Annotated in this window: 21 protein-coding genes and 1 pseudogene; 6 read left to right on the top strand and 16 right to left on the bottom strand. The window is 72.6% G+C overall.

Features of this window, described 5'->3' with window-relative positions; all coding sequences use genetic code 11:
• Positions 1–167: 167 nt before the first annotated feature.
• Positions 168–731, top strand: a complete 564-nt coding sequence (locus AB0302_RS09200) for a GNAT family N-acetyltransferase (RefSeq protein ID WP_366371557.1) — start codon at positions 168–170, stop codon at positions 729–731.
• Between the two features lie 37 nt (positions 732–768).
• Here AB0302_RS09200 and AB0302_RS09205 read toward each other — a convergent pair whose 3' ends face one another.
• A complete protein-coding gene (locus AB0302_RS09205; protein ID WP_248115726.1) occupies positions 769–2,424 on the bottom strand; it encodes a thiamine pyrophosphate-dependent enzyme in 1,656 nt (551 codons plus the stop codon).
• A 159-nt stretch (positions 2,425–2,583) separates the two neighbouring features.
• Here AB0302_RS09205 and AB0302_RS09210 point away from each other — a divergent pair, with 159 nt between their 5' ends.
• Together AB0302_RS09210 and AB0302_RS09215 are read left to right on the top strand one after the other, a co-directional pair.
• Complete coding sequence (locus AB0302_RS09210; RefSeq protein ID WP_319075927.1) at positions 2,584–3,417, top strand: CGNR zinc finger domain-containing protein; 834 nt, start codon at positions 2,584–2,586, stop codon at positions 3,415–3,417.
• Between the two features lie 75 nt (positions 3,418–3,492).
• Positions 3,493–4,506 (top strand): L-lactate dehydrogenase, encoded by a 1,014-nt coding sequence (locus AB0302_RS09215; RefSeq protein ID WP_248115728.1) that lies wholly within the window; start codon positions 3,493–3,495, stop codon positions 4,504–4,506.
• 50 nt (positions 4,507–4,556) lie between these two features.
• On the opposite strand, the gene AB0302_RS09220 is transcribed toward AB0302_RS09215, so the two are convergent.
• The 4 genes from AB0302_RS09220 to AB0302_RS09235 form a co-directional block, all read right to left on the bottom strand.
• Positions 4,557–4,952, bottom strand: coding sequence for a hypothetical protein (locus AB0302_RS09220; protein ID WP_366371560.1), 396 nt, complete (start codon positions 4,950–4,952; stop codon positions 4,557–4,559).
• 133 nt (positions 4,953–5,085) lie between these two features.
• Complete coding sequence (locus tag AB0302_RS09225; RefSeq protein ID WP_319075929.1) at positions 5,086–5,667, bottom strand: hypothetical protein; 582 nt, start codon at positions 5,665–5,667, stop codon at positions 5,086–5,088.
• Between the two features lie 84 nt (positions 5,668–5,751).
• Positions 5,752–7,092 carry an MATE family efflux transporter gene (locus tag AB0302_RS09230; protein WP_366371562.1) on the bottom strand — a complete coding sequence of 447 codons (1,341 nt, stop codon included), beginning with the start codon at positions 7,090–7,092 and terminating at the stop codon, positions 5,752–5,754.
• On the bottom strand, positions 7,089–7,946 hold the full coding sequence (locus AB0302_RS09235) for a type II CAAX endopeptidase family protein (RefSeq protein ID WP_248115732.1): 858 nt from the start codon (positions 7,944–7,946) through the stop codon (positions 7,089–7,091). The genes AB0302_RS09230 and AB0302_RS09235 overlap by 4 nt, the downstream gene beginning before the upstream one ends.
• A 137-nt stretch (positions 7,947–8,083) precedes the next feature.
• Here AB0302_RS09235 and AB0302_RS09240 point away from each other — a divergent pair, with 137 nt between their 5' ends.
• The gene (locus AB0302_RS09240; protein ID WP_319075933.1) at positions 8,084–8,497 is read left to right on the top strand and encodes a VOC family protein; all 414 of its coding nucleotides are present in this window, start codon (positions 8,084–8,086) and stop codon (positions 8,495–8,497) included.
• Between the two features lie 164 nt (positions 8,498–8,661).
• Positions 8,662–9,753, top strand: coding sequence for a hypothetical protein (locus tag AB0302_RS09245; RefSeq protein ID WP_366371565.1), 1,092 nt, complete (start codon positions 8,662–8,664; stop codon positions 9,751–9,753).
• A gap of 265 nt (positions 9,754–10,018) precedes the next feature.
• Here the strand turns inward: AB0302_RS09245 and AB0302_RS09250 are convergent, their stop codons facing one another.
• From AB0302_RS09250 to AB0302_RS09285, 8 genes are all read right to left on the bottom strand, one after another.
• Positions 10,019–11,536 (bottom strand): SulP family inorganic anion transporter, encoded by a 1,518-nt coding sequence (locus tag AB0302_RS09250; RefSeq protein WP_366371567.1) that lies wholly within the window; start codon positions 11,534–11,536, stop codon positions 10,019–10,021.
• A gap of 73 nt (positions 11,537–11,609) precedes the next feature.
• On the bottom strand, positions 11,610–12,704 hold the full coding sequence (locus AB0302_RS09255; protein WP_298710124.1) for a permease: 1,095 nt from the start codon (positions 12,702–12,704) through the stop codon (positions 11,610–11,612).
• A 16-nt stretch (positions 12,705–12,720) separates the two neighbouring features.
• Entirely contained in the window at positions 12,721–13,365 is a 645-nt protein-coding gene (locus tag AB0302_RS09260; RefSeq protein ID WP_158493872.1) for an ABC transporter ATP-binding protein, read from the bottom strand.
• The gene (locus tag AB0302_RS09265; RefSeq protein ID WP_135030878.1) at positions 13,362–14,417 is read right to left on the bottom strand and encodes a hypothetical protein; all 1,056 of its coding nucleotides are present in this window, start codon (positions 14,415–14,417) and stop codon (positions 13,362–13,364) included. The genes AB0302_RS09260 and AB0302_RS09265 overlap by 4 nt, the downstream gene beginning before the upstream one ends.
• Entirely contained in the window at positions 14,414–15,142 is a 729-nt protein-coding gene (locus AB0302_RS09270) for a hypothetical protein (protein ID WP_135030879.1), read from the bottom strand. Before AB0302_RS09270 ends, AB0302_RS09265 begins: the two co-directional genes overlap by 4 nt.
• Before the next feature lie 98 nt (positions 15,143–15,240).
• Positions 15,241–15,561 (bottom strand): hypothetical protein, encoded by a 321-nt coding sequence (locus AB0302_RS09275; RefSeq protein ID WP_366371570.1) that lies wholly within the window; start codon positions 15,559–15,561, stop codon positions 15,241–15,243.
• 579 nt (positions 15,562–16,140) lie between these two features.
• The gene (locus tag AB0302_RS09280) at positions 16,141–18,126 is read right to left on the bottom strand and encodes an ABC transporter ATP-binding protein (RefSeq protein ID WP_366371572.1); all 1,986 of its coding nucleotides are present in this window, start codon (positions 18,124–18,126) and stop codon (positions 16,141–16,143) included.
• Positions 18,123–19,889, bottom strand: a complete 1,767-nt coding sequence (locus AB0302_RS09285) for an ABC transporter ATP-binding protein (protein WP_366371574.1) — start codon at positions 19,887–19,889, stop codon at positions 18,123–18,125. Before AB0302_RS09285 ends, AB0302_RS09280 begins: the two co-directional genes overlap by 4 nt.
• Before the next feature lie 439 nt (positions 19,890–20,328).
• On the opposite strand from AB0302_RS09285, the pseudogene AB0302_RS09290 reads away from it, so the two are divergent.
• Positions 20,329–21,040, top strand: a pseudogene (locus AB0302_RS09290) (hotdog domain-containing protein).
• Positions 21,041–21,171: 131 nt separating this feature from the next.
• On the opposite strand, the gene AB0302_RS09295 reads toward AB0302_RS09290, so the two are convergent.
• The 3 genes from AB0302_RS09295 to AB0302_RS09305 all read right to left on the bottom strand — a co-directional run bounded on the left by AB0302_RS09295 (position 21,172) and on the right by AB0302_RS09305 (position 22,645).
• On the bottom strand, positions 21,172–21,363 hold the full coding sequence (locus AB0302_RS09295) for a hypothetical protein (RefSeq protein ID WP_366371576.1): 192 nt from the start codon (positions 21,361–21,363) through the stop codon (positions 21,172–21,174).
• 133 nt (positions 21,364–21,496) lie between these two features.
• Positions 21,497–21,775, bottom strand: a complete 279-nt coding sequence (locus AB0302_RS09300) for a metal-sensitive transcriptional regulator (RefSeq protein ID WP_248115742.1) — start codon at positions 21,773–21,775, stop codon at positions 21,497–21,499.
• Between the two features lie 111 nt (positions 21,776–21,886).
• Positions 21,887–22,645: a sulfite exporter TauE/SafE family protein gene (locus AB0302_RS09305; protein ID WP_319075950.1), complete on the bottom strand. Its 759-nt coding sequence runs from the start codon at positions 22,643–22,645 to the stop codon at positions 21,887–21,889.
• Between the last annotated feature and the right edge of the window lie 3 nt (positions 22,646–22,648).

Consider the following 22,648-nt stretch of genomic DNA (forward strand, 5'->3'; position numbering starts at 1 on the left):
GCGCGGGGCCACGTGCTCCGCCGCGAGCCAGACGTTTCGGCTGCAATCAGGGGCTGATCACCACCGAAACGTCTGGCTCACGGCGCGGGGATGGGGAGGGGAAGAGGGCTGGGGCGGCGGGCGGCTCACTCGGCCGCGCCCGGCGTCCCCCCGCGTACACTCGGCGCATGCTCCCGGACCCCAGCCCCACCGTCACCGTGGACGGCCTCCTGTTGCGCCCACTGCGCGCCGCGGACGAGATCGCGGCGCGCGAGGCGGACGCCGAGCTGCACCGCGAGGGCTTCGACTTCCTCCTCGGCGGGGCCACTCTCTCCTTCCCCGCGATCCGCCGCGCGTTCGCCGCCGAGGCGCGCGGCGACGTCGAACCCGGCCGGGTGCCCGCGTCCTTCTACGTGGGCGTGAACGAGGCGGGCGAGCTGGTGGGCCGGGTGTCCGTGCGGTGGGAGCTGAACGAGGCGCTGCGGCACGTCAACGGGCACGTGGGCTACGCGGTGCGCCCCGCGTTCCGGAGGCGGGGGCACGCCGCGCGCCTGCTGCGCGGCGCCCTGACGCTGCTGGCCGCGCGCGGGACGCCCTCCGCCCTGCTCACGTGCGACGAGACGAACACCGCCTCCGTGGCCACGATCCGCGCGTGCGGGGGCGTGCTGCGGGACCGGGTCGAGACGGACCTCGACGGTGCGCCCTTCCCCGAACCGAAGCTGCGCTTCGACGTCCCCACGACGGCGGCCTGACCGGAGGGGCGGCGCGGACCGCGCCGCGCCGCCGGCCTCAGTACGCCTTGACGCGCTGCTCCACGATCAGGTGGATGAGCGCGAAGCGGCCCTCCTCCTGCACGGCCTTCAGGGCGGCCTCGACGGCCGCGGGCACGTCCGCGTCCCGCTCCACGCGCACGCCGAACCCGCCGAACGCCTGCGCCATCTGCGCGAAGTCCGGGTTCTTCAGCTGCGTGCCGGAGATGCGCTCGGGGTACTGCTTCTCCTGGTGGGTGCGGATGGTGCCGTACTCCTGGTTGTCCATGACGATCACGAGGGGCGTGGCGCCGTACTGCGCGGCGGTCGCCAGCTCCTGGCCGTTCATGAGGAACTCGCCGTCGCCGGCGATGGTCACCACGGTGCGGTCCGGGAAGTTCAGGGACGCGGCCACGGCGCCCGGCACCGAGTAGCCCATGGAGCCGTTGCGGGCCGAGATCATGGCGCGGTAGCCCTCGGTCGGGAAGTACCGGTGCGCCCAGTTGGTGTGCTCACCCGCGCCGAGGGAGACCATCGAGTCCTTCGGCAGCTTCGGCACCAGGTTGGCCATGAGCGTGGCCATCCTCGCCTGACCCTCGGACGGCTCGGCCGGGGGCAGGGCCGCGAACTTCTCCTGCTCGCCGCGCATGCGGGCGGTCCACTCCTCCCACTCCGGCTTGACCTCGAGCTCCATGCGGACGAGGTCGCGGACGAACACGTCCGGCTTCGCGACGATCTGGTGGGACACGGGACCGGAGCGGCCGCGCAGCGAGGGGTCGATGGTGACGAGGAAGTTCTTCTTGTCCCAGTTCTGGCGGATCGTGAAGCCGTTGGTCACGACGTCGCCGGGCACGGTGCCCACGAAGACGATGAGGTCGGTCTCCTCGAGCAGGTCGTAGGTGGGCTTGGGGCGGCCGTAGCCGATGGGCCCCACGTAGGAGGGCGAGGAGAACGGCACGGTGCCCTCGGTGCGCCACTCGGCGGCGGCCGGGATCTTGTGGTCCTCGAGCCACTGGGTGAGCTGCTGGGCGCCCTCGTCCGTGAAGTCGTTGCCGCCGGTGATGAACAGGGGCTTCTTCGACTCCTTCAGCGCCGCGTGCAGGGACTTCCAGTCCTCCACCGGCATGCCGCCCGGGGCCACGGGGATCTGCGGGTGCACGTGATCCTCGACCTCGACGCGGATGACGTCCTCCGGCAGGCCGACGACGACGGGCCCAGGGCGCCCGGAGGACGCGGCGAACATCGCCTCGGCCACGATCTCGGAGGCGCGCTCGGGGTGGTCCAGGACCATGACGCGCTTGGCGCCGCTGCCGAACCAGGCGTGCGGGTCGAACTCCTGGAAGGCCTCGCGGTCTCGGTGCTCGAACGGGATCAGGCCCACGAACAGCACCATGGCGGTGGAGTCCTGCCACGCGGTGTGCAGACCGACGTGGGCGTTCGCGGCGCCGGGACCGCGGGTCACCATGGCGACGCCGGGCACCTCGTTCATCTTGCCCTCGGCCTCGGCCATGTAGGTGGCCCCGCCCTCGTGGCGGCACACCACGTTCTCGATCCCCGAGTCGTGCAGGCCGTCGAGGACGTCGAGGTAGGACTCACCGGGCACGGTGAACACGCGCTTCACGCCGTGCGACTCCAGGGTCTTCACGATCACGTGGCCGGCGCTCAGTCGCTCGGCGGCCTCGGGGTTCTGCGTCATGGGGGCTCCTGTCGGCGTGCTCCGGGAGCGCCCTCGCACCCCGGTCGGTCCGGCCCCGGCACTGGGATCGAGGGGCCTGCGGTCACAGTAGTTGACGACGCGCGGGCCGGGGAGGCGTGCCACGCGGTGTGACGTGGCACTCCCCCGTACAGTTGGCCCATGCTCTCCGCCCGCACCCTCACCCTGCTCTCCTCGATCGCCGCGTTCCTCAACACCGCGCCCGGCCCGCGAGGCGGTGCCGAGCAGCCCGAACGCCTGACCGCCGGCGCCCAGCTCGCCGACCTCGTCCCGGCCCTGCAGGAGGGCGACGCCCGCCTGCGCGTGGCCGCGGCCGCCGTCGTGCGCGCGAAGGACCTGCGCGAGCGCCTCACCTCCGCCTGGGCGCTGGCCGCCACGAACGAGGCCGCCGCCACCGAGGGCGTCAACGAGCTGCTGGCCACGGTCGGCCCCCTGCGCCTCGTGGCCGGGGAGGAGGCCGTGGACTTCGCGCCCGCGGACACCCCGTCCGACGCCGTCGAGCGCCTCACCGCGCTGGCCGCCCTCGCGATGGCCGAGGCCGCCGTCGACGGCGAGCTCTCCCGCCTGCGCGTGTGCGCGGGCGAGGACTGCGAGAACGCGCTCGTGGACGCCAGCCGCAACCGCTCCAAGCGCTTCTGCGACGCCGCCAACTGCGCCAACCGCACGCACGTGCGCAGCTACCGCGCGCGCCTGGCCGAGGAGACGGCGGAGACCCCGGCGCCCGAGGCGGGCGGGAAGGCGGAGCCCGTGAAGGAGGACGCCCCGGTCGAAGAGCCCGTGAAGGCCGAGGAGGGCAAGGCCGAGGAGGGCAAGGCCGAGGACGCCGCCAAGGCCGAGAAGAAGGCGGCCAAGGAGGCCGAGAAGAAGGCCCGCAAGAAGGCGGAGAAGAAGGCGGCCAAGGAGGCCGAGAAGGCCGCCAAGAAGGGCAAGAAGGACAAGAAGGCGAAGAAGGACACGGAGAAGTCCGACGACTGACGCCCGTCTGAACTCCCGGTGACGGGGCGCGCGGCCCCCTTCTGCGCGGCGCGGGTCGCCCCTACGCTGGCGCCCATGAGCGACCAGCGCGACCCGGCCCCCTCCCCCGCCCCGTCCCCGTGGGCGGTCAGCGACCCCGGCGTCCCCGCCCACCGCAAGGTCGGCGTGGTGGGAGCCGGCGGCGTCGGGACGGCGATCGCGTACGCCACCCTGATCCGCGGCGTGGCCCGCGAGGTCGCGCTCTACGACATCGACGAGCCCAAGGTGCGCGCCGAGGTCCTCGACCTCGCCCATGGCACGCCCTTCACCTCCGCGGACGCGATGACCGGCGGGGCGGACCCCGCGGTGCTGGCGGAGGCGGAGATCGTGGTGGTCACGGCCGGCGCGAAGCAGAAGCCGGGCCAGACCCGCCTGGACCTGGCCGAGCGCAACGTGGCGATCCTGCACGACCTGCTCCCCCGGGTGCAGGCCGCGGCGCCGGACGCGCTCATCGTGCTGGTGACCAACCCCGTGGACGTCCTCACCCTCGTGGCGCAGCGGATCACGGGGCTGCCCGCCGGACGGGTGATCGGCTCCGGCACCCTCCTGGACACCTCACGCCTGCGCTGGCTGCTGGCGGGTCGGGCGGGGGTGCACACGTCGTCGGTGCACGCGTCCATCCTGGGCGAGCACGGGGACACGGAGTTCCCGGCGTGGAGCTCCGCGCGGATCGGGCCGATGCCCATCCTCGAGTGGCCCGACGCCGCCGCGCCGCTCTTCTCGCTCGCGGACCTGGACGCCATCGCCCACACCGTCACGAACGCGGCCTACGAGGTGATCCAGGGCAAGGGCGCCACCACCTACGCGGTGGGCGTCGCGACGACGCGCCTGCTCGAGGCGGTCCTGCGGGACCAGCACGCCATCCTGCCGGTCTCCACGGTGCTCGACGGCCCCCACGGGCTGCACGACGTCGCGCTCTCGCTGCCGGCCGTCGTCGGGCGGGCGGGGGTGGAGCGGGTCATCCCGCTCGAACTGGACGCGGCCGAGACCGCGAAGCTGCAGGCCTCGGCCGCCGCGCTGCGGGCGACGGCGGCGCGGTTCGGCTTCTGAGGGGCGGTCCGGCTTGTGAGGCGCGGGCGGGGGTCCTCCAGCCGGCGAGCTCAGCCCTGCGGCCCACGCTCCTTGGCGGCGCGCTCGGCGGCCGCCTTGGCGCGGCGCTCGGCGGCCGCCTTGCGGAAGGTCTCCTCGGAGGAGAGGTTCACGCCGGAGCCATGGGAGAGGCGCGGCGGATTCTCGCGGGTGGAGAGCTGCAGCATGGCGACCACCACGAGCGAGGTCATGAAGAACACGCCGAAGGCGATGAGGCCGATGTCCACGCGCAGCGGGTTCGAAGTGCCCCCCGAGGCGGTGAGGGCGGCGATGACGCCGCCGACGAGGCCGAGCACGGCGGAGAAGATCAGCGGGCCCTTGACCGTGGTGCGCAGCCCGCCGCGTGCCGGACGGCCGGCACTGGTGCCGGCGCGGTCGTGGGACGGACGGGGGGACGGTGCGCTCACGGTGCGCCTCCTACGGGCTCGGGTGGCGTGCGCGCGGGCGCACGGGGGTGACGGCAATGTCGGCCCGGGCGGGATCCTCCCCGCGGGCACGACGACGGGCCGCCCTCAGTCTACGCCGGGTGGCCGAGCCGGCTCAGAGGCCGCGGGCGCTACCGCGATCCCGGCGCACCTCGTGGTGGAAGCCGAGTCCGGAGATGAGCAGGAGGACGCCGATGATGATGGCGCCGCCGCCCACGATGCCGAGCTGGCCGTGGGGGTTGAGCCCCTGAAGGGCGCCGACCGCGAGGCCCAGACCGGAGAGCAGGCCCACGGCGCCCGTCCAGAGCTGGTCCCGGGCGGGGATGAACTCCCGGCGGTGCCGGGCCCACGCCACGAGCTCGGCCGCGCCGCCGGCCACGAGTGCGACCGCGACGGTGACGCCGATGGGCGAGGGAGAGCCCAGGAAGAGCATGACGATGGTCCCCAGCATCCACGCCGCGGCGGCGAGGGAGAGCGGGGAGCGCATGGCCACGGGCACGGGTTCGCGGCGCAGATACTCCCACATCGCGGAGCCGGAGAACACCAGGTAGAGCGCGAAGGCCACCTTCATCCAGGTGACGCCGGGGTTCGGCACGAACACGGTGGACAGGCCGAACACGAGCGCGACGGCGGCGCGGACGAGGATCGGCTTGAACACCACGGAGGAGATCTCGAGGGGGGTGGTCACGGCAGGCACCGCATCAGTCTAGGCGCGGTCGTCCCGGGGGCGCGGGGACGGGGCGTGAGGAGGGGGCGCGGGCGACCGTGCCGCTGTCGGGGCTCAGCCCGTCCCGAGCCTCATCCACGCGCCGCCCCGGGCGCGCAGGCCCAGGGTGAGCGCGCGCATGCCGAGGTACACGACGCCGAAGCCGACCCACAGCGCCACGACCCGCGTGCCGGCGTCGGGGGCGGAGAGCAGGGGTCCGGAGCGGGCCAGGAACCACAGCACGGGCGCGTAGACGGCGAGGTTCACCAGCCCCGCGAGCGCGAGGTAGCGCGCGTCCCCGGCGCCGATGAGCACGCCGTCCAGGACGAACACGAACCCGGCGAGCGGCTGCGTGATCGCGAGGACCCAGAGGCCGGCGGTCGCGGCGGCCTGGACCGCGGGGTCGGCGGTGAAGAGGGAGGGCAGCCACGGCGCGACGGCGGCCAGCGCCACGCCGGTGAGCAGGCCGAAGCCCAGCGACCAGCGGACCATGACCGCGGTGAGGCGGCGGGCGGCGTCGGGACGGGAGGCGCCGAGCTCCGCGCCGATGAGGGACTGCGCCGCGATGGCCAGGGCGTCGAGGGCGAACGCGAGCGTGGAGAACAGCGTGAAGACGAGCTGGTGCGCGGCGAGCACGGTCTCCCCCGCGCCGGTGGCCGCGACCACGGTCAGCAGGATCGCGGCGCGCAGGCTGGCGGTGCGCAGCAGCAGCCACGAGCCGACCTGCGCCGTGGCCCGCATGCCGGCCGCCGTCGGGAGCCAGCCGGTGCCGGCCCGCCGGAAGCGGGGCGCGAGCACGGCGAGGTAGGCGGCGAGCATGGCCCACTGGACGATCGAGGTGCCGAGCGCGGAGCCGGCGACGCCCATCCCGGCCCCGTAGACGAGCGCCAGGTTGAGGCCGATGTTCGCGGCGAACCCCACGCCGGCGACGACGAGCGGGGTGAGCGTGTCCTGCAGTCCCCGCAGGATCCCCGTGGCGGCCAGGACCGCCAGGAGCGCGGGCAGTCCGGGCATGGACCAGCGCAGGTAGGCGACGGCGTGGGCCTGCACCTCGCCCGTGGCGCCGAGCCCTCCGGTCAGGGCGGGGGCGGCGGCCCAGCCGAGCACCCCGAGGACCGCGCCGAGCAGGAGGCCGAGCCCGACGCCGTCGCGGCCGCGGGACATGGCCGAGGCGAGGTCCCCCGCCCCGACCAGGCGGGCGACGGCGGGTGTGGTGGCGTAGGCGAGGAAGATGAGCAGCCCGGCGGCGGTGTGCAGGACGGTGGTGCCGATGCCCGCGCCCGCGAGCTGCGCCGTGCCGAGGTGTCCGACGATCGCGGTGTCCGCGAGGAGGAACAGCGGCTCCGCGATGAGCGCGCCGAACGCGGGGACCGCGAGCGCGAGGATGCGGCGGGCGAGGGGGCGGGAATCCCTCATCCGACGAGCGCGGTGAGGAACGGCAGGAACGCGGTGGGCGCCACGGGCTGGGGGACCTCGGGCAGGAGGGGGGCCACGAGGTAGAGCATGGCGATCGCGATGCCGTTGTTGGTCATGTGCAGGAGCACCGCGTACCCGAACGACTTCCCCATGAGGATGTAGGACACCGTGATGGCGACCGCGAGGGTCACGTACGGGATGGTCTCCACGAGGTCGAAGTCCCCGCCCGTGCCGAGGAAGTGCAGCAGCGTGAACGCCAGGATGGACACCACGGCGCACACCCACACGTTCACGTAGCGCGACAGCTTGCCCACCAGCAGGTGGCGGAAGAGGTACTCCTCCACGAGCGGGGCGGCGACCACCGTCATCAGGACCATGAGCAGCGGCGGGGCCTGCGTGGTCATCTCCTCGAGGGCGGCCTGGTTGGCGCTGGTCTGGGCCTGGCCGAGCAGGCTGAGGACCAGCACGTTCACGACGATGCACGCGAACCAGGTGGCCGGCAGCAGCAGGATCTTCCACCACGTGCCCGTGCGGAACACGCGCAGCGAGGTGACGAGCGGGCGCCACGCGACGGCGACCACGAGCAGGACCAGCACGGCGTAGCTGAGCAGGTTCACCCGGAAGGCGTCCAGGACCTGGAAGTCCTCCTGGTTGGCCGGGACGAGGTCCAGCGCGATGGCCGCGAAGAGGCCGAGCCCCAGGATCATGAGCGCCCCGTAGGCGAGCACCACCGCGAGATCGCCCCAGTGGAAGCGGCCAGGGGTCCAGTCGGGGGTGGTCCGGGCCGCGGGGGCGGGGCGGCCGGGCCAGCCCGAGGGCGGCCAGCCGGCGGGCGGGGCGGGGGGAAGGCTCATGGCGGCCACGCTACCAACGGGGGCGGACGCGGGGACGGATACCCGAGCAGCCACCGGAGCGCACGCAGCCCCGGCCGACGGGGACCGGTGGGCGGCCGGTTGGCGGGGGGCGAGGCGGAGGGTCTACGGTGCACGTCATGGCCCTGTTCTCCCAGCCGGTGTTCATCAACCTCCCCACGACGGACGTGGAGCGCATCCGCGACTTCTGGACGTCCCTCGGCGCGACCGCGATGGACGACTACTCCGACGAGAACTCCGTGTGCATCGAGCTCACCGAGTCCACGTACGCGATGTACCTGAGCCCCGGCTACTACACGGACTTCATCGGCGACCGCGAGATCGCCGACTGCATGACCACCAACGCGGCCCTGATGGCGCTCACCGTGGGCGACGCCGCCGCCGTCGACGCCCTGGCCGACCGCGCGGTGGAGGCCGGCGCCGAGGAGGTCCCGCTCCCCGCGGACCTGCGCGACGAGATGGCCGGCTCCGGCATGCACTCCCGCGAGATCGTGGACCCGGACGGCCACCAGTGGGAGTTCATCACCGCCTGAGCGGGGCACGTTCACGACGACGACACGCACCGCTCGCCCGCACGTCACCCGGGACGCGGGACGCCGTCACCCACGGCTCCTACCCTGACGCGGCCGACAGCCGTCGGCGCCGTCAGCCCGGCCCCGCCCTCCCCGGCGCGGCCACCGGATCCAGGAGCACCCCCATGCGCACTTCGCACCGCACGCTCGCCCTGCTCGCCGCCGTAAGCCTCGCCTCCGGCGCAGCCGCCCCCGCCCAGGCCGCCTCCGACCACGGCACCGGCACCGGCAAGCCCGCCCACTCCGCCACCGCCACGGCCAAGCACGCCTTCGAGTTCGGCGTCATCGGCGACGTCCCCTACGGCCAGGCCCAGGTCGACCGCTTCCCCGCCATGATCGACGAGCTCTCCGCCCAGAGCGACGAGCTCGAGTTCCTCGCCCACGTGGGCGACGTGAAGGCCGGCTCCGCTGTCTGCTCGGACGAGTACTTCCAGATGATCCGCGGCGAGTTCGACCGCCTCACCCTCCCGCTGGTCTTCACCCCCGGCGACAACGACTGGGTGGACTGCCACCGCCCCAACAACGGCGCCTACAACCCGCTCGAGCGCCTCGACACCGTCCGGGACATCTTCTTCCCCGTCGCCGACCGCACCCTCGGCGTCCCCATGAAGGTGGACTCCCAGGACGAGCTGGGCCTGCCGGAGAACCAGCGCTTCCGCGAGCAGCGCGTGGAGTTCGTCGCCATCGACGTGCAGGGCTCCCACAACTCCACCGACCCGTGGGCCGGTCTCGGCCTGACCGTCCCCACCCCCGAGCAGCTCGCCGAGGTCGCCCACCGCGACGCCGCGAACATCGCCCAGGTCCGCGAGGCGTTCGACGACGCCCGCCGCACCCACGCCCGCGGCGTCGTGATCTTCACCCAGGCGGACATGTTCGAGCCCCGCCTCGCCGCCGCCGGCATCACCGAGACGGACGTGGCCGCGTTCCGCCCGTTCGTCGGCGCCATCGCCGAGCAGGCCCGCGCCTTCGACGGCCCGGTCTACCTGATCAACGGCGACTCCCACCGCTACAACGCCGACGAGCCCCTCGCCGCCGGCTCCCCCTGGGTCGACGCCTACGGCGTGGGCGCCGTCGAGAACCTGCAGCGCGTGACCGTCGAGGGCGACGCCACCTCCAACGAGTGGACCCGCTTCACCGTGGCCCCGAACAGCGCCGGCAAGGGCAAGAACGCCGCACAGGAGCTGCTCACCTGGGAGCGCGTGCCCTACACCTTCTGAGGTCTGAAGAACGTCTGAGGCCCCGCCGTCAGAACCACGACGGCGGGGCCTCGCCTCGTCCACGTCCGCGCCGGCTGTTCTGGGCGATCTTCCCCTTCAGCCCTCAGGATTCTGGGCGATCTTCCCCTTCAGCCCTCAGGATTCTGGGCGAACATCCCGCCCAGAATCGAGTTGTGGGCGTGTCTGTCGGCAAGACACGCCCAAAAACCCGAGCGGGACCGAGCCAGCCCGAGCCGACCCGAGCGGGACCGAGCCAGCCCCCCGCTCACGCCCCGAGGCGGCCCGTCAGCCGGCCGTGCATGTCGGCGCTCGCCTGGTTCAGCCCCCGCACCTCCACCTGGACCCCGTGCCGCGCGTACTTCGTCTGCACCGCGTCGAGGGCGGCCACGGTGGAGGCGTCCCACACGTGGGCCTCGCTCAGGTCCACCACCACCCGCGCGGGGTCGAGCGCGTACTGGAACTGCGAGTACATGTCGTCCGAGGAGGCGAAGAACAGCGCGCCCCGCACGCGGTAGACGGCGGTGGCGCCGTCGTCGTCGAGCTCCCGCTCCACCGTGACGAGCCGCGACACGCGCTGGGCGAACAGCACGAGCGCGGTCAGCACGCCCACGCCCACGCCGACCGCGAGGTTGTGGGTGGCCACGGTCGCGATGACGGTGACGAGCATGACCGCCGTCTCCGAGCGGGGCATGGCCCGCAGCGTGGAGGGGCGCACCGAGTGCCAGTCGAAGGCGGAGGCGGCCACGAAGATCATCACGCCCACGAGCGCGGCCATGGGGATCTGCGCGACGACGTCGCCGAGCACCACCACGAGCAGCAGCAGGAAGACGCCCGCGAGGAACGTGGACAGGCGCGTGCGGGCGCCGTTGGCCTTCACGTTCATCATGGTCTGGCCCACCACGGCGCAGCCGCCCATGCCGCCGAACAGCCCCGAGACCACGTTGGCCACGCCCTGCCCCCAGGACTCGCGGGACTTGTCCGAGGGGGTGTCCGTGATGTCGTCCACGAGCTTGGCGGTGAGCAGGGACTCCAGCAGACCCACGAACGCCACCCCGACGGCGAAGGGCAGGATCGCCTGGAGGGTCTCCCACGTGAGGGGCACGTGCGGGGGCGCGAACACCGGCGGGGCGTCGGGCAGGGCGCCGCGGTCGCCCACGCGGGGCACATCCAGGGCGGCGGCCACGGCCAGCACGGTCACGACGACGATCGCCACGAGTGTGGACGGCACCGCGGTCGTGAGGCGGGGCAGGGCGAGCACCACCGCCAGCGAGAGCGCCGTGAGCGGGTAGACGAGCCACGGCACGCCGATCAGCTCGGGCAGCTGGGACGTGAGCACCAGGATGGCCAGCGCGTTCACGAAGCCGACCATCACCGAGCGCGGCACGAACCGCATGAGCCGGGCCACCCCGAACACGCCCAGCAGGATCTGCAGGGCCCCACCCAGGATGACGGCGGCGATCAGGTGGTCCACGTCGTGCGAGCGGGAGAGCGGGGCGACGACGAGCGCCACCGCGCCCGTGGCCGCCGAGACCATGGCCGGGCGCCCGCCCACGATCGCGATGGTCACCGCCATCGTGAACGAGGCGAACAGCCCCACGCGCGGGTCCACGCCCGCGATCACCGAGAACGCGATGGCCTCCGGGATGAGCGCCAGCGCCACCACGAGGCCCGCGAGGACCTCGGTGCGCAGCCAGCGCGGGGTGCGGAGCGCGCGCAGGACGGACTGGCGTTCCAGGGGCGTGGGCGCGCGGTCGGGCGCGGCCACGGAGGCGGAGGAGGGCATGCGTCGAGGGTAGCGGTGGTCGCTGGGGGTGATGCGGGTGACCAGGGCGCGCGTTGAGGCCACCCGACGGGCCTCATGCGGTGCGCATCACCCGCACGGGGTCCCGGAACGCGGCGAAGGCCGCCGGGAGCAGGCTCGCCACCACGGCGGTGAGGGCCGCCAGCACAGCCACGCCCACCACGAAGTCCATTCCCAGAGCACCTCCCTGCCCCACGACGACGGCGTAGCCCGTCCCCGCACCCACCACCGCCCCGAGCACCGCCGGCGCGGCGGTGCGGACCGCCACGAGCAGCACGAGGTCCGCGCGGCCGATGCCCAGGGTGCGGCGGCGGCCGAGGTCGCGGCGACGGATGAGCACGTCGGCGAGCACCACGATCGCCACGAAGAAGGCGCCCGCCCCGAGGATGAGCAGCAGCAGGGATCGGCCCAGTCCGGCCAGCTCCCCGGTGATCGTCTCGTTCCCGGCGGCCAGCGCCCGCGCGGTCTGCACCTGCGAGGAGCGAGGGTCGGGGTCGATCACGGCCAGGGCGGAGTCCTGCATGGCGCGGGTGCCGGCGGTGTCCGGGGCCAGGACGCGGACCTGCTGGACCACGAGGGAGGCCGGGGCGGCGGGCACGGCGAGCGCGTACCCGTCGAGGTCCTCGAACGGCGTGCGCGCCTCGAACGCGCCCACCACGGCCCACTGACGTCCGTCTCCGGACTCGAGCGCCCCGGAGGGCTGGGCCAGGCCCAGCTCGGCCAGCTTCGCCTCGGGCACCACCACCTCCCCGGGGCCCGGCAGGCGGCCGCGCGTGAGCTCGACGCCGCGGTCCAGGGTGCCCACCACGTGGGTCACCGCCACGCGCGTCCCGCCCGCACCGATCGCGGCGTTCACCGTGTCCACGGGCATGTCGCGGGCCAGGGCGGCCTCGGCGGCGTCGAGACCGGCGAGGGTGGTGACGGTGGCGCCGGTGAGGAAGCCGGTGCCGCCCGAGTCCGTGACGGTGAGCACGCGCGCCGCGGGCCCGGAGAGCTCCGCGGCGACGGCGGCCTCCGTGGCGGCCTGACGGCCCACCGTGGCGACGGCGGCGAAGCACATGGCGGCCACCACCAGCAGCACGAGAGCGGAGGGCACGGGCGAGGTGCGCGCGGCGGTGAGGGCCTCGCGCAGCAGGGTTCGCAGATTCATGGGCGGGCCTCGAGGGTCATAGCCGCACCACCTCGTCCGCCCGCGCGACGACGGCCGGGTCGTGCGTGGCCACCACCACGGTGCGCCCCTCGGCGGCCGTCTCGGCCAGTGCGTCGAGCACGAGGGAGGCGTTGTCCGGATCCAGGTTGCCCGTGGGCTCGTCGGCCAGCACCACCGCGGGAGTGTTCACGAGCGCCCGGCACACCGCCACGCGCTGGGCCTGGCCGCCCGAGACCTGGCCCGGCCGGTGCTCGGCCCGGTGTCCCAGGCCGAAGCGCTCCAGCAGCGCCCGGGCCCGCTCCTCCAGCACCCGACGCTCCAGCCCTGCGTACAGACCGGGCTCCACCACCGAGTCCAGGATGGGCCGGGACGGGTCCAGCTCGGCGTCCTGGAACACGAACCCCACGGACGTGGCCCGCAACCGCGCCCGGCGCCGGTCCGGCAGGGCGGAGGCCTCGACGTCGCCCAGGCGCACCACGCCCGCCGAGGGCGTGAGCATAAGCCCCAGCACGTACAGCAGCGTGGACTTGCCGCGCCCGGACGGGCCGGTGAGCGCGGTGACGGCGCCAGGGGTGAAGCGGTGGGTCAGGCCGTCGAACAGCTCCTCCGCGCCGCGCGTGTACGCGAAGCGCAGGTCCGCCACGGACAGCTCCGCGTTCACGGCGCGCCGTTCAGCACGCGCACGGTCTCCCCGGCGTCCACGCCGTCCACCACGGCCAGGCCGTCCGCGGAGCCGCGGACGGTGACGGTGCGCTCTTCCTCGACGCCGTCCTGCACCACGGTGACCACGACGGCGCCGCCGGGCTGGGTGCGCAGCGCGGACACGGGGACCACGGGCCCGGTGACGGGCGGGACCACGTTGACCTTCGAGAGCAGGGAGGTGGAGGCCTCGGCTGGCAGGGAGTCGCAGTCCGCGCCGCACACCGCGCCGCCGTCGGGGGCGGTCAGGGGGATGCGGATCAGCCCTTGGTCGTCCGCGGTGGACTCGCCGGCCACGGCCTCCCACTCGTGCTCGCCGTGGGGCACGGTCACCGCGGTGCCGGCCGGGATCATGGCGGCCTGGTCCTGGTTGACCTCGATGGCGAACGTGGGCTCGTCGCCGGGGCGGGCGACGATGGTCTCGCCTCCCGCGAGCGCGCCGCCGACGGCCGTTGCCTTCGCGTCCACGCTGAGTGCGGCGGGGAGTGATTCCAGCACCACGAGCTGGCCCAGCTCCACGGTGCCCGCGGCCGGGTAGTCGCGCTCGGTGAGCCAGCCGTTCCAGGCGACAGCGGTGGCCTCGTCCCAGGTGCCGGTGACCTCCACCTTCGCCCCCGTGGCGGCGAGCATTCGCTGGAACGCGGCGACATCGCTGCCGGTGGCGCCCTCGTCGAGCGCCCGCCACTGGGGCAGCTCGCCCTGCACGGCGATCACGGGCTGCTGCGCGACGGCGTACAGCACGTCCCCGGCGGCCACCTCACCGGACTCCCCGGCCCGGGTGACGACGCCGGACAGCGCGTTCACGGCGGCCGGCGCCTGCTCGCGGGCCACGGACACGCCGAGGGTGATGACGCGGCCGAGCTCCTGCTCGGCGACGGTGACGACGGCGTCCTCGGACGGACGCTGATCGGCCTGGGCCGGAGGGGTGAGCGTGGCCCGGCCGGCCCAGAAGGCGAGGGCGGCGACGAGCACGAGCGTGAGGACGAGAGCGGCCCAGCGGGTGACCTTGCTCATTCGGAGTATCCGAAGAGCATCGAGTCCGGGGGCTGAACCGGACAGGCTTCCGAGACCTCGGCGGAGCGCGCGTCCGTGAGGCCCATGATGGAGTCTTGCACGGGCCACCAGCTGATCCGCTCCGGCGTGTTGAAGGCCGCCAGCCATGTTTCCTTCGAGGGCCGCTGGGATGTGTCCACGGTGATGCCATGGTCCTCAAGACACGGGATGGCGTACTGGTCCCAATAGTCGTAGAGCAGGCGCAACTGAGCGTCAGAGAACTCCTGGTCCAGGCTCGGATCGATGGGGAACAGGGCATCGCAGGTCCATGAGACCAGTTTCACGGCCGCCTCCTGCGAGGGCGGCGGAGTGTCATACGTCACCCCCACCATAACCTCGTTGTACGTGGCGGGAACCCCTCGCTCGGTCATGCACTGCGCGGACCATCTCGCCTGCTCTTGCCTGGAGGTGGCCCACCCGCGACGGGTGACGGCCGGGGGGTTGCTGATGCCCAAGAAGGCGGCGTTTCGTGCGAGCTGTGACTCATACCAGCGCTCCCGCTCGTCAGCCTCGGTCATCCGCCGCTCGATCTTCTCGGTGGGCGTCCAGGTCTCGGGATCCCACACCTTCTCTGTAGGGGAACCGGTCGCCGCGGCGCTCGTGGACGGAGCAGTGGTCGCACATCCAGACAGAGTCAGAACAGCGGTCACCGCCGCGGCGGTGACCGCTGCGAACTTCGTCTTCATCTTGGGCTCAACCTCAGTAGGGGTAATAGCAGTAGCCGTAGGTGCCCGACAGCAGAAGCGAGGCCGAAGGACGAGGGCGGCCCAGCGGGCGGTGCGATTCATCCGGTGACTCCGTAGAGGACATCGTTCGGGGGCAGCCGCGGACAGGTCTTCTCCAGTTCGGCCAGTTGCTCCTCAGACACATGGCGATCCAGGTGGTACTCCGGCCACCAACTGATCCTGTCGGGGGTGTTGAACGCCGCCGCCCACGCTTCCAGCGTGGGTCGCTCGGAGGTGTCCACCACGTAGCCGTGGGCCTTCATGCAGGGAACGTAGTACTGGTCCCAATAGGCGTAGACCACCCGCAGCTGGTCCGGGTTCCAGTCCTGTTGGATACTTGGGTCGAGCGGATGTCGGGCATCGCATTCATAGTTCGCCAAGGACCAAGCACCCTGTTGTGCAACGGGGATGTTCTGGTACTCGACACCTCCGAGGGGTCCCACGGAGGTGTCCCACCCCTTCTCGTTGAGACACGCGCTCACTCGCGTATCCACTTCCAGGGGCGATGCGGACCAGTCCCTCCGCTGCACGCGAGGGGGGTCCGTGATGCCGAGCGTCTGGGCCCGCCGTTCGAGAGCGGAGCGGTAGGCCGCTTCCTTCTCGGCCTCCGCCGTCAAGACCGGTTGAATCGCGACTGGCGGCGTCCACCGAGATGGACTCCATTCCTCCGGCGCTGTCGCGCCTGCGGAGTCAGCGAGGTCTTGTCCTGCGGATCCGCCTTCGTTCCCGCACGCGACGAGAACGAACGTGAGTGCAAGCCCGACTGCCAGACCCCGGCCACGTCTCCCTGTGATGTCAGGCCCGCTCATGACCAGAAGCCCTCAGTCCCATGACGATCCTCCTCAGGATTCCAGCCGGATATGAGCTACGTCACATAGTAGACGCTACCCCCCCCACAGCAAGGGATTCTTCCCGGCCTCCTCAGGCCGGCCCGATTCCCTTCACGCTCGCTGCAGCCCTCACCGAGCGTCCTCTCGCCGGGCCGCGCCACCGTCATCCTCCCCGCCCTTGAACTGGCTCATGTAGAGCCGGTGGTAGGCGCCCCTGGCCGCGAGGAGCTCGGCGTGGCTGCCCTGCTCCACGATGTCGCCGTGCTCCATCACGAGGATCACGTCGGCGTCGCGGATGGTGCTGAGCCGGTGGGCGATCACGAAGCTCGTGCGGTCCGAGCGCAGCGCCGCCATCGCGCCCTGGACCAGCACCTCGGTGCGGGTGTCCACGGAGGAGGTGGCCTCGTCCAGGATCAGGAGCGAGGGCTGGGCCAAGAACGCGCGGGCGATGGTGATGAGCTGGCGCTCGCCCGCGGACACGTTGGAGGCGTCCTGCTCGATGACGGTGTCGTAGCCCTCGGGCAGGGTGTGCACGAAGCGGTCCACGAACGTGGCCCGCGCCGCGGCGACGACCTCCTCGTCCGTGGCGTCCTGCCGGCCGTAGCGGATGTTCTCCCGGATGGTCCCGCCGAAGAGCACGGCGTCCTGGAGGACCATGCCGGTGTGGGAGCGCAGCTCCTCCCGGCTCACCGTGCGGGTGTCCACGCCGTCGACGAGGATGCGGCCGCCGTCGACCTCGTAGAAGCGCATGAGCAGGTTGACCAGGGTGGTCTTGCCGGCGCCGGTCGGGCCGACGATGGCGACCGTCTGGCCCGGCTCCGCCACCAGGTTGAGGTCCGTGATGAGGGGCTTGGCCTCCGAGTAGGAGAACCGCACGTGCTCGAACTCCACCCGCCCGCGCACCGGCTGCGGCAGGTGCGCGGGGGCCGCGTCGCGGTCCTCCTCGTCCTCGTCCAGCAGCTCGAAGATGCGCTCCGCCGAGGCGACGCCGGAGATGAGCATGTTGGACATGCCCGCCACCTGCCCCAGCGGCTGGTTGAACTCGCGCGAGTACTGGATGAACGCGGTCACGGCGCCCAGGGTCATCTGGCCGCTGGCCACGCGCAGGCCGCCCACGACGGCGATGCCCACGTACCCCAGCCAGTTCACCCACTGCATGATCGGCATGATCATCCCGGAGAAGAACTGCGCCTTGAACGCGGACTCGTAGAGGGCGTCGTTGCGCTCGTCGAAGCGCTCGGCCATGTCCGCCTGGCGGCCGAACACGGTGACCAGCTCGTGGCCCGTGAAGGACTCCTCGATGTGGCCGTTGAGCTGACCCGTCTCGCGCCACTGCGCGGTGAACAGCGCCTGGGACTTCTTGCCGATCACGCCGACGACGACGCCGGCCACCGGCAGCGCGATGAGCGCGATGAGCGCCAGCTGCCAGGAGAGCCAGAACATCATGCCGACGATGCCGATGATGGTCAGCACCGAGTACACGAGCGTGGCGAACGCCTGCTGCATGGCCTGCTGGACGTTGTCCACGTCGTTGGTGGTGCGGGAGAGCAGGTCGCCGCGCTGGCGGGTGTCGAAGTAGCTCAGCGGGAGGCGGTTGAGCTTGGCCTCGATCTCCTCGCGGAGGCGGAAGACGATGCGCATGACGATGTCATTGAGCACGCGGCCCTGGAGCCACATGAAGGTCTGCGCCACCAGGTACATGCCCAGGACGATGAGGATCAGCCGCCCCAGCTCCGCGAAGTCGATCCCCGCGCCGGGCGTGAACGCCATGCCGGAGAGCATGTCCGCGGCCTGCCCCTGGCCCTGGGTACGGAGGCCCTCGATGACCTGCTCCCGGCTGAGGTTCGCGGGCATGTCCGCGGAGAGCACCCCGCCGAACAGCACGTCCATGGCCTGGCCCAGGAGGTGGGGCGCCCACACGTTGAACACGACGGCGACCAGCACCATCAGCGCCACGAGCACCACGCCCGCGCGCTCGGCGCCGAAGAGGCCCAGGAGGCGCTTGGCCGAGGGCCAGAACGCCTTCGCCTTGCGGCCGGGGCCGCCGCCCCATTCGTCGGTGGCGCCCGACTCGTGGATGTCGGCGATCTCGGCGTCGGTCAGTTCGGCGCTCATGCCAGCTCCTCCTCGCGGATCTGGGAGTCCACGATCTCCTGATAGGTCCGGTTCGAGGCCAGCAGCTCGGCGTGGGTGCCGCGTCCGACGACGCGCCCCTCGTCCAGCACGATGATCTGGTCCGCGTCGGTGATGGTGGCCACGCGCTGGGCGACCACGATGCGGGTCGTGTCCGCGGCGGCGTCGTCCAGGGCGGCGCGCAGGCGCGCGTCCGTGGTGACGTCGAGCGCGGAGAAGGAGTCGTCGAAGACGAGGACGCGCGGCTTCGCCACGAGCGCGCGCGCGATGGAGAGGCGCTGGCGCTGGCCGCCGGAGACGTCCGTGCCGCCCTGGGAGATGCGCGACTCCAGGCCGGACACCTCGCCCTCCTCGGGGGCGGGCGCCGGGGTGGTGCGGGCCCGCACGAAGTCCGCGGCCTGCGCGGTCTCCAGCGCGGCCCAGATCTCCTCGTCCGTGGCGTCCGGGGCGCCGAAGCGCATGTTCTCCGCGACCGTGCCCGAGAACAGGTACGGCCGCTGCGGGACGAGCGCGACGGCGTCGGTCAGCTCGGCGCGAGCGAGGTCGGTGACGGGGACGCCGTCGACCAGGACCTGCCCGGACGTCGCGTCGTAGAGGCGCGGGACGAGGCTGATGAGCGTGGACTTGCCGGAGCCCGTGGGGCCGATGATCGCCGTCGTGGTGCCGGGGGCGACGGCGAAGCTCACGCCGTCGAGCACGGGGGCCTCGGCGCCGTGGTAGGCGAAGGTGACGTCGCGGAACTCGACCGCGCCGGCGCGGCGCGCCGGGGTCACGGGGTTCGCGGGCTCGACGACGGTCGGGACCGTGTCCAGGACCTCGCCGATGCGGCGGGCGGAGATCACGGCGCGCGGGAGCATCATCATCATGAAGGTGCCCATCATGACCGCCATGAGGATCTGCAGCAGGTACTGCATGAAGGCGGTGAGGGAGCCGATCTGCACGAGGTCCTGGTCCACGCGGTGGCCGCCGAACCACAGCACGGCGGCGGTGGCCAGGTGCAGGATCATCGTGATCACGGGGCCGAGCAGCACGAACAGCCGGCCGATGCGCACGGAGGTGTCCGTGAGGACGGCGTTGGCGTCGCTGAACCGCTGCGCCTCGTGGCGCTCGCGCACGAAGGCGCGGACCACGCGGATGCCCATGACCTGCTCGCGCATGACGCCGTTGACGTCGTCGATGTTGTCCTGCATGCGCTGGAAGAGGGGCATGAGGCGGCTGACGATCCACGCCACGATGACGAGCAGCACGGGCACGGAGACCCACACGAGCCAGGAGAGCCCGGCGTCCTCGCGGATGGCCATGACGATGCCGCCGATGGCCATGATCGGCACCGCGACCATGAAGTTCAGGGCCATGAGCGTGAGCATCTGGACCTGGTTGACGTCGTTGGTGCCGCGCGTGATCAGCGTGGCGGCGCCGAAGCGGCCCAGCTCCTCCGCGGAGAAGCCGTCCACGCGGGTGTAGATCGCGCGGCGCAGGTCCCGGCCCACGCCCATCGCGGCCTTCGCCCCGAACCAGACGGCGGAGATGGCCGCGACGACCTGTACGAGCGCGACGCCGAGCATGACGAGCCCGATGTCCCAGATGCGGCCGGTGTCGCCCTTCGCGATGCCCTCGTCGATGATGCGGGCGTTGAGGCTGGGCAGGTAGAGCATGGCCAGCGTGCTGACGAGCTGCAGCACGAGCACGGCGAGGATCGCCCCGAGGTACGGGCGGCCGTGGCGGCGCAGGAGGGTCCAGAGCATGGGGGTCCTAGGGGTGGCTGGTGCGGGGCGGATCGGGGCGGATCGGGTGGCGGCGGCGGCGCGCCTGGTGAGGCCTTGACGAAGGCGCCGCGGGCGGCGGGACGGGGCGCGTCGTCGGGCCCCGTCGATCCCCATTCTGCACCCGGCGGCGGACGGGCCAGGACGGGCCGCCGTCGTCCGTGCACCACCCCGTTCCTCGCCTCGCGCAGGCTTCGGGACTCACCTCGTCCAGGCCTCGCCGCTCACCTGCGACGACCCGCACTTCCGGACCGCGACGCACGGTCCGAAGCGGCTGAAAGGCACGGGCGAAGCGCGGGTCGGGGTCCTGCATCCCGTCGGACCGACTCCTGTTCACGGAAACGCCCCCATAGGGCTCGGTCGAGTGAAGAAGAGTCGGTGGGTCGAGATCCCCCGGCCGGGCCCTGCCAAAATCTCGTCCATGACCGAGACCCCTCGCCACGAAGTGACCCTCCGCTTCCTCGCCGCCCCCACGGACCAGGGCCACTCCGGCACCGTCGACGCCGGCCGCGTGCTCGAGTGGGTGGACAAGGCCGCGTTCGCCGCCGCCACCGCCTGGGCGGGGACCTACTGCGTCACCGCGTACGTGGGCAACATCCACTTCCGCGAGCCCGTGACCGTCGGGCAGATGGTGGAGGTCACCGCGAGCGTCCTCTACACCGGGTCCAGCTCGATGCACATCAACACCGTCGTGCGCTCGGGCGACCCCAAGACCGGTGAGCTGAGCGAGGCGACGCGGTGCCTCGTGGTGTTCGTCGCCGTCGAGGACGGCAAGCCCGTCAAGGTGCCCGAGTTCGTGCCCCGCAGCCTGGAGCAGGAGCTGGCGCGCGAGTACGCGATCTCCCGCATCGCCGTGCGGGACGAGATCACCGCCGCCTACCTCTGCGCGACGCGCTGGGCCGGGCGGGACACCGTGGCGGTGTTCTCCGGCGGCGTGCGCTTCTACCGCCCGCTGCACATCGGCGACCTGGTGGAGGTGGAGGCCCGGCTGATCTACACCGGCAACAAAGGCATGCATGTGGCAGCACGCCCGCGACCTGCTCGAGATCCGCGCGAAGGCCCCCGGCAACCGCCTGCCCGACCACCTGCTGGGCGCCGGCGGGTCCGGCGCAGGGGAGGCAGGCAGCGCGTGACCGGCACAGCTGGCGCGTGACCCGTGGTTTCAAGCCGCTACAGGGGTGACGTTGCGGCTCGAAAGTATGGGTCGGTGGAAGGTGAGGCTGTGCCCGGGCCGAGCTGGCCCGGGCACAGCTTCCGGTCGGCGTCAGCGCCGGAAGAGGCGCGCCAGGAAGCCGGGCCCCTGGCCGCCGGCGCGGGCGGCCGCACGCTCGGCGTCGGTGTGACGGCCTGCGCACCACTGGCCGGCGGGCACGGTGGCCTTCACGGAGTCGATGTGCTGGCCGCAGCCGGCCCAGGTGGTCTTGCCGCAGACGTCGCACTTCGCGGGACGGCACATGATGAGGTTCCTCTCGATCGGGGATGTCAGGGGTTCAGCAGTCGGCGAGTTGTATCCGGAGACCGCTATCCAGGCCGGATAACGGTTTCCAGGTACGACTCGGCCGGAAGGCAGGGGCCGGAGGTGGGGCCGCTCAGGCCAGGCTGAGGAAGAGCTTCTCGAGCTCCTCCACGGTCAGCTTCTCCTCGGACTCGGCGGCGCCCTCGGGGTCGCTCACGCAGTACTTCATGGCGGAGGAGACGATCGCGAAGCCGGCCCGGTCCAGGGCGGTGGAGACGGCGGAGAGCTGGGTGACGACGTCGCGGCAGCTCCCCTCCCCCTCGACCTCGCGGATGACGGCGTCGAGCTGCCCGCGGGCGCGCTTGAGGCGGTTGAGGATCTTGCGCTGGGTCTCGGCGTCGGCGGCGCGCATGGCGGGTCCTTTCGGGGACGGTCAGAGAACAGGAGAACGGTGAGTCGGGGCTTGGCCAGGCCCACGCAGGTCGGCGCTCAGGATACCCCCGGGGGTGTCTCGGGCGACGTGTCAGGCCACGAGGCCGGCGATCTCCGCCGCCAGCACTCCGACGCCCATCAGGAGCACGAACCAGCCGAAGCCGATCCGCAGGGCCCGGTCCGGCACCCGCTTCCCGAGCGCCACACCGATCAGCGCGCCGAGGACCGCCATGCCCGTCAGGGCCAGCAGGAGCCCCCAGTCCAGGCTCACGCCGGGCAGCTTGCCGGCGAACCCGGCGAGGGTCTGCGCCGCGATCACCATGAGCGAGGTCCCGACGGCGGCGCTCATCGGCAGCCCCGCCAGCAGCACCAGCGCGGGGACGATGAGGAAGCCGCCCCCGGCGCCCACGAGGCCGGTGATCAGCCCGACCCCCAGCCCCGTGGCCAGCAGCCGGCCCACCCGGACCTTCCTCTCACCCTCGGGCTCCCCGCCGCCGCGCCGGCCCCGGATCATGCCCCGCGCGGTCAGGAGCATCATCACCGCGAAGCCGATCATGAGGACCGGCCCCGGCAGGAGCGAGCCCAGCGCGCCGCCCAGCACCGCGCCGACCATGCCACCGGCCGCAAAGAGGCCGCCCGTGCGCCATCGCACGGTGCCCCGACGGGCGTGCAGGCCCACGGAGACGAGCGAGGCGATGCCCACCGCGAAGAGCGAGCTCGCGATCGCCGCGTGCGGCTCCAGCCCGGCCACATACGTCAGCAGCGGCACCATGAGGATGGATCCGCCCCCGCCGAGCATGCCCACGAGCATGCCCACGACGAGCGCCAGGGCGATCGCGAGCCCGGTCATCGG

This window comes from Micrococcus sp. NPDC078436 (assembly GCF_040702705.1).
Taxonomy (GTDB): domain Bacteria; phylum Actinomycetota; class Actinomycetes; order Actinomycetales; family Micrococcaceae; genus Micrococcus.

Bases quoted from the DNA above. Each gene is read 5' to 3' on its own strand.
- AB0302_RS09250 (WP_366371567.1), bottom strand. From the start codon at position 11,536: ATGCCCTCCTCCGCCTCCGTGGCCGCGCCCGACCGCGCGCCCACGCCC.
- AB0302_RS09235 (WP_248115732.1), bottom strand. From the start codon at position 7,946: ATGAGCCTTCCCCCCGCCCCGCCCGCCGGCTGGCCGCCCTCGGGCTGG.
- AB0302_RS09305 (WP_319075950.1), bottom strand. From the start codon at position 22,645: ATGACCGGGCTCGCGATCGCCCTGGCGCTCGTCGTGGGCATGCTCGTG.
- AB0302_RS09210 (WP_319075927.1), top strand. From the start codon at position 2,584: ATGCTCTCCGCCCGCACCCTCACCCTGCTCTCCTCGATCGCCGCGTTC.
- AB0302_RS09280 (WP_366371572.1), bottom strand. From the start codon at position 18,126: ATGAGCGCCGAACTGACCGACGCCGAGATCGCCGACATCCACGAGTCG.
- AB0302_RS09295 (WP_366371576.1), bottom strand. From the start codon at position 21,363: ATGTGCCGTCCCGCGAAGTGCGACGTCTGCGGCAAGACCACCTGGGCC.
- AB0302_RS09230 (WP_366371562.1), bottom strand. From the start codon at position 7,092: ATGAGGGATTCCCGCCCCCTCGCCCGCCGCATCCTCGCGCTCGCGGTC.
- AB0302_RS09200 (WP_366371557.1), top strand. From the start codon at position 168: ATGCTCCCGGACCCCAGCCCCACCGTCACCGTGGACGGCCTCCTGTTG.
- AB0302_RS09265 (WP_135030878.1), bottom strand. From the start codon at position 14,417: ATGAGCAAGGTCACCCGCTGGGCCGCTCTCGTCCTCACGCTCGTGCTC.
- AB0302_RS09245 (WP_366371565.1), top strand. From the start codon at position 8,662: ATGCGCACTTCGCACCGCACGCTCGCCCTGCTCGCCGCCGTAAGCCTC.
- AB0302_RS09285 (WP_366371574.1), bottom strand. From the start codon at position 19,889: ATGCTCTGGACCCTCCTGCGCCGCCACGGCCGCCCGTACCTCGGGGCG.
- AB0302_RS09270 (WP_135030879.1), bottom strand. From the start codon at position 15,142: ATGAAGACGAAGTTCGCAGCGGTCACCGCCGCGGCGGTGACCGCTGTT.
- AB0302_RS09300 (WP_248115742.1), bottom strand. From the start codon at position 21,775: ATGCGCGCCGCCGACGCCGAGACCCAGCGCAAGATCCTCAACCGCCTC.
- AB0302_RS09240 (WP_319075933.1), top strand. From the start codon at position 8,084: ATGGCCCTGTTCTCCCAGCCGGTGTTCATCAACCTCCCCACGACGGAC.
- AB0302_RS09205 (WP_248115726.1), bottom strand. From the start codon at position 2,424: ATGACGCAGAACCCCGAGGCCGCCGAGCGACTGAGCGCCGGCCACGTG.
- AB0302_RS09215 (WP_248115728.1), top strand. From the start codon at position 3,493: ATGAGCGACCAGCGCGACCCGGCCCCCTCCCCCGCCCCGTCCCCGTGG.
- AB0302_RS09255 (WP_298710124.1), bottom strand. From the start codon at position 12,704: ATGAATCTGCGAACCCTGCTGCGCGAGGCCCTCACCGCCGCGCGCACC.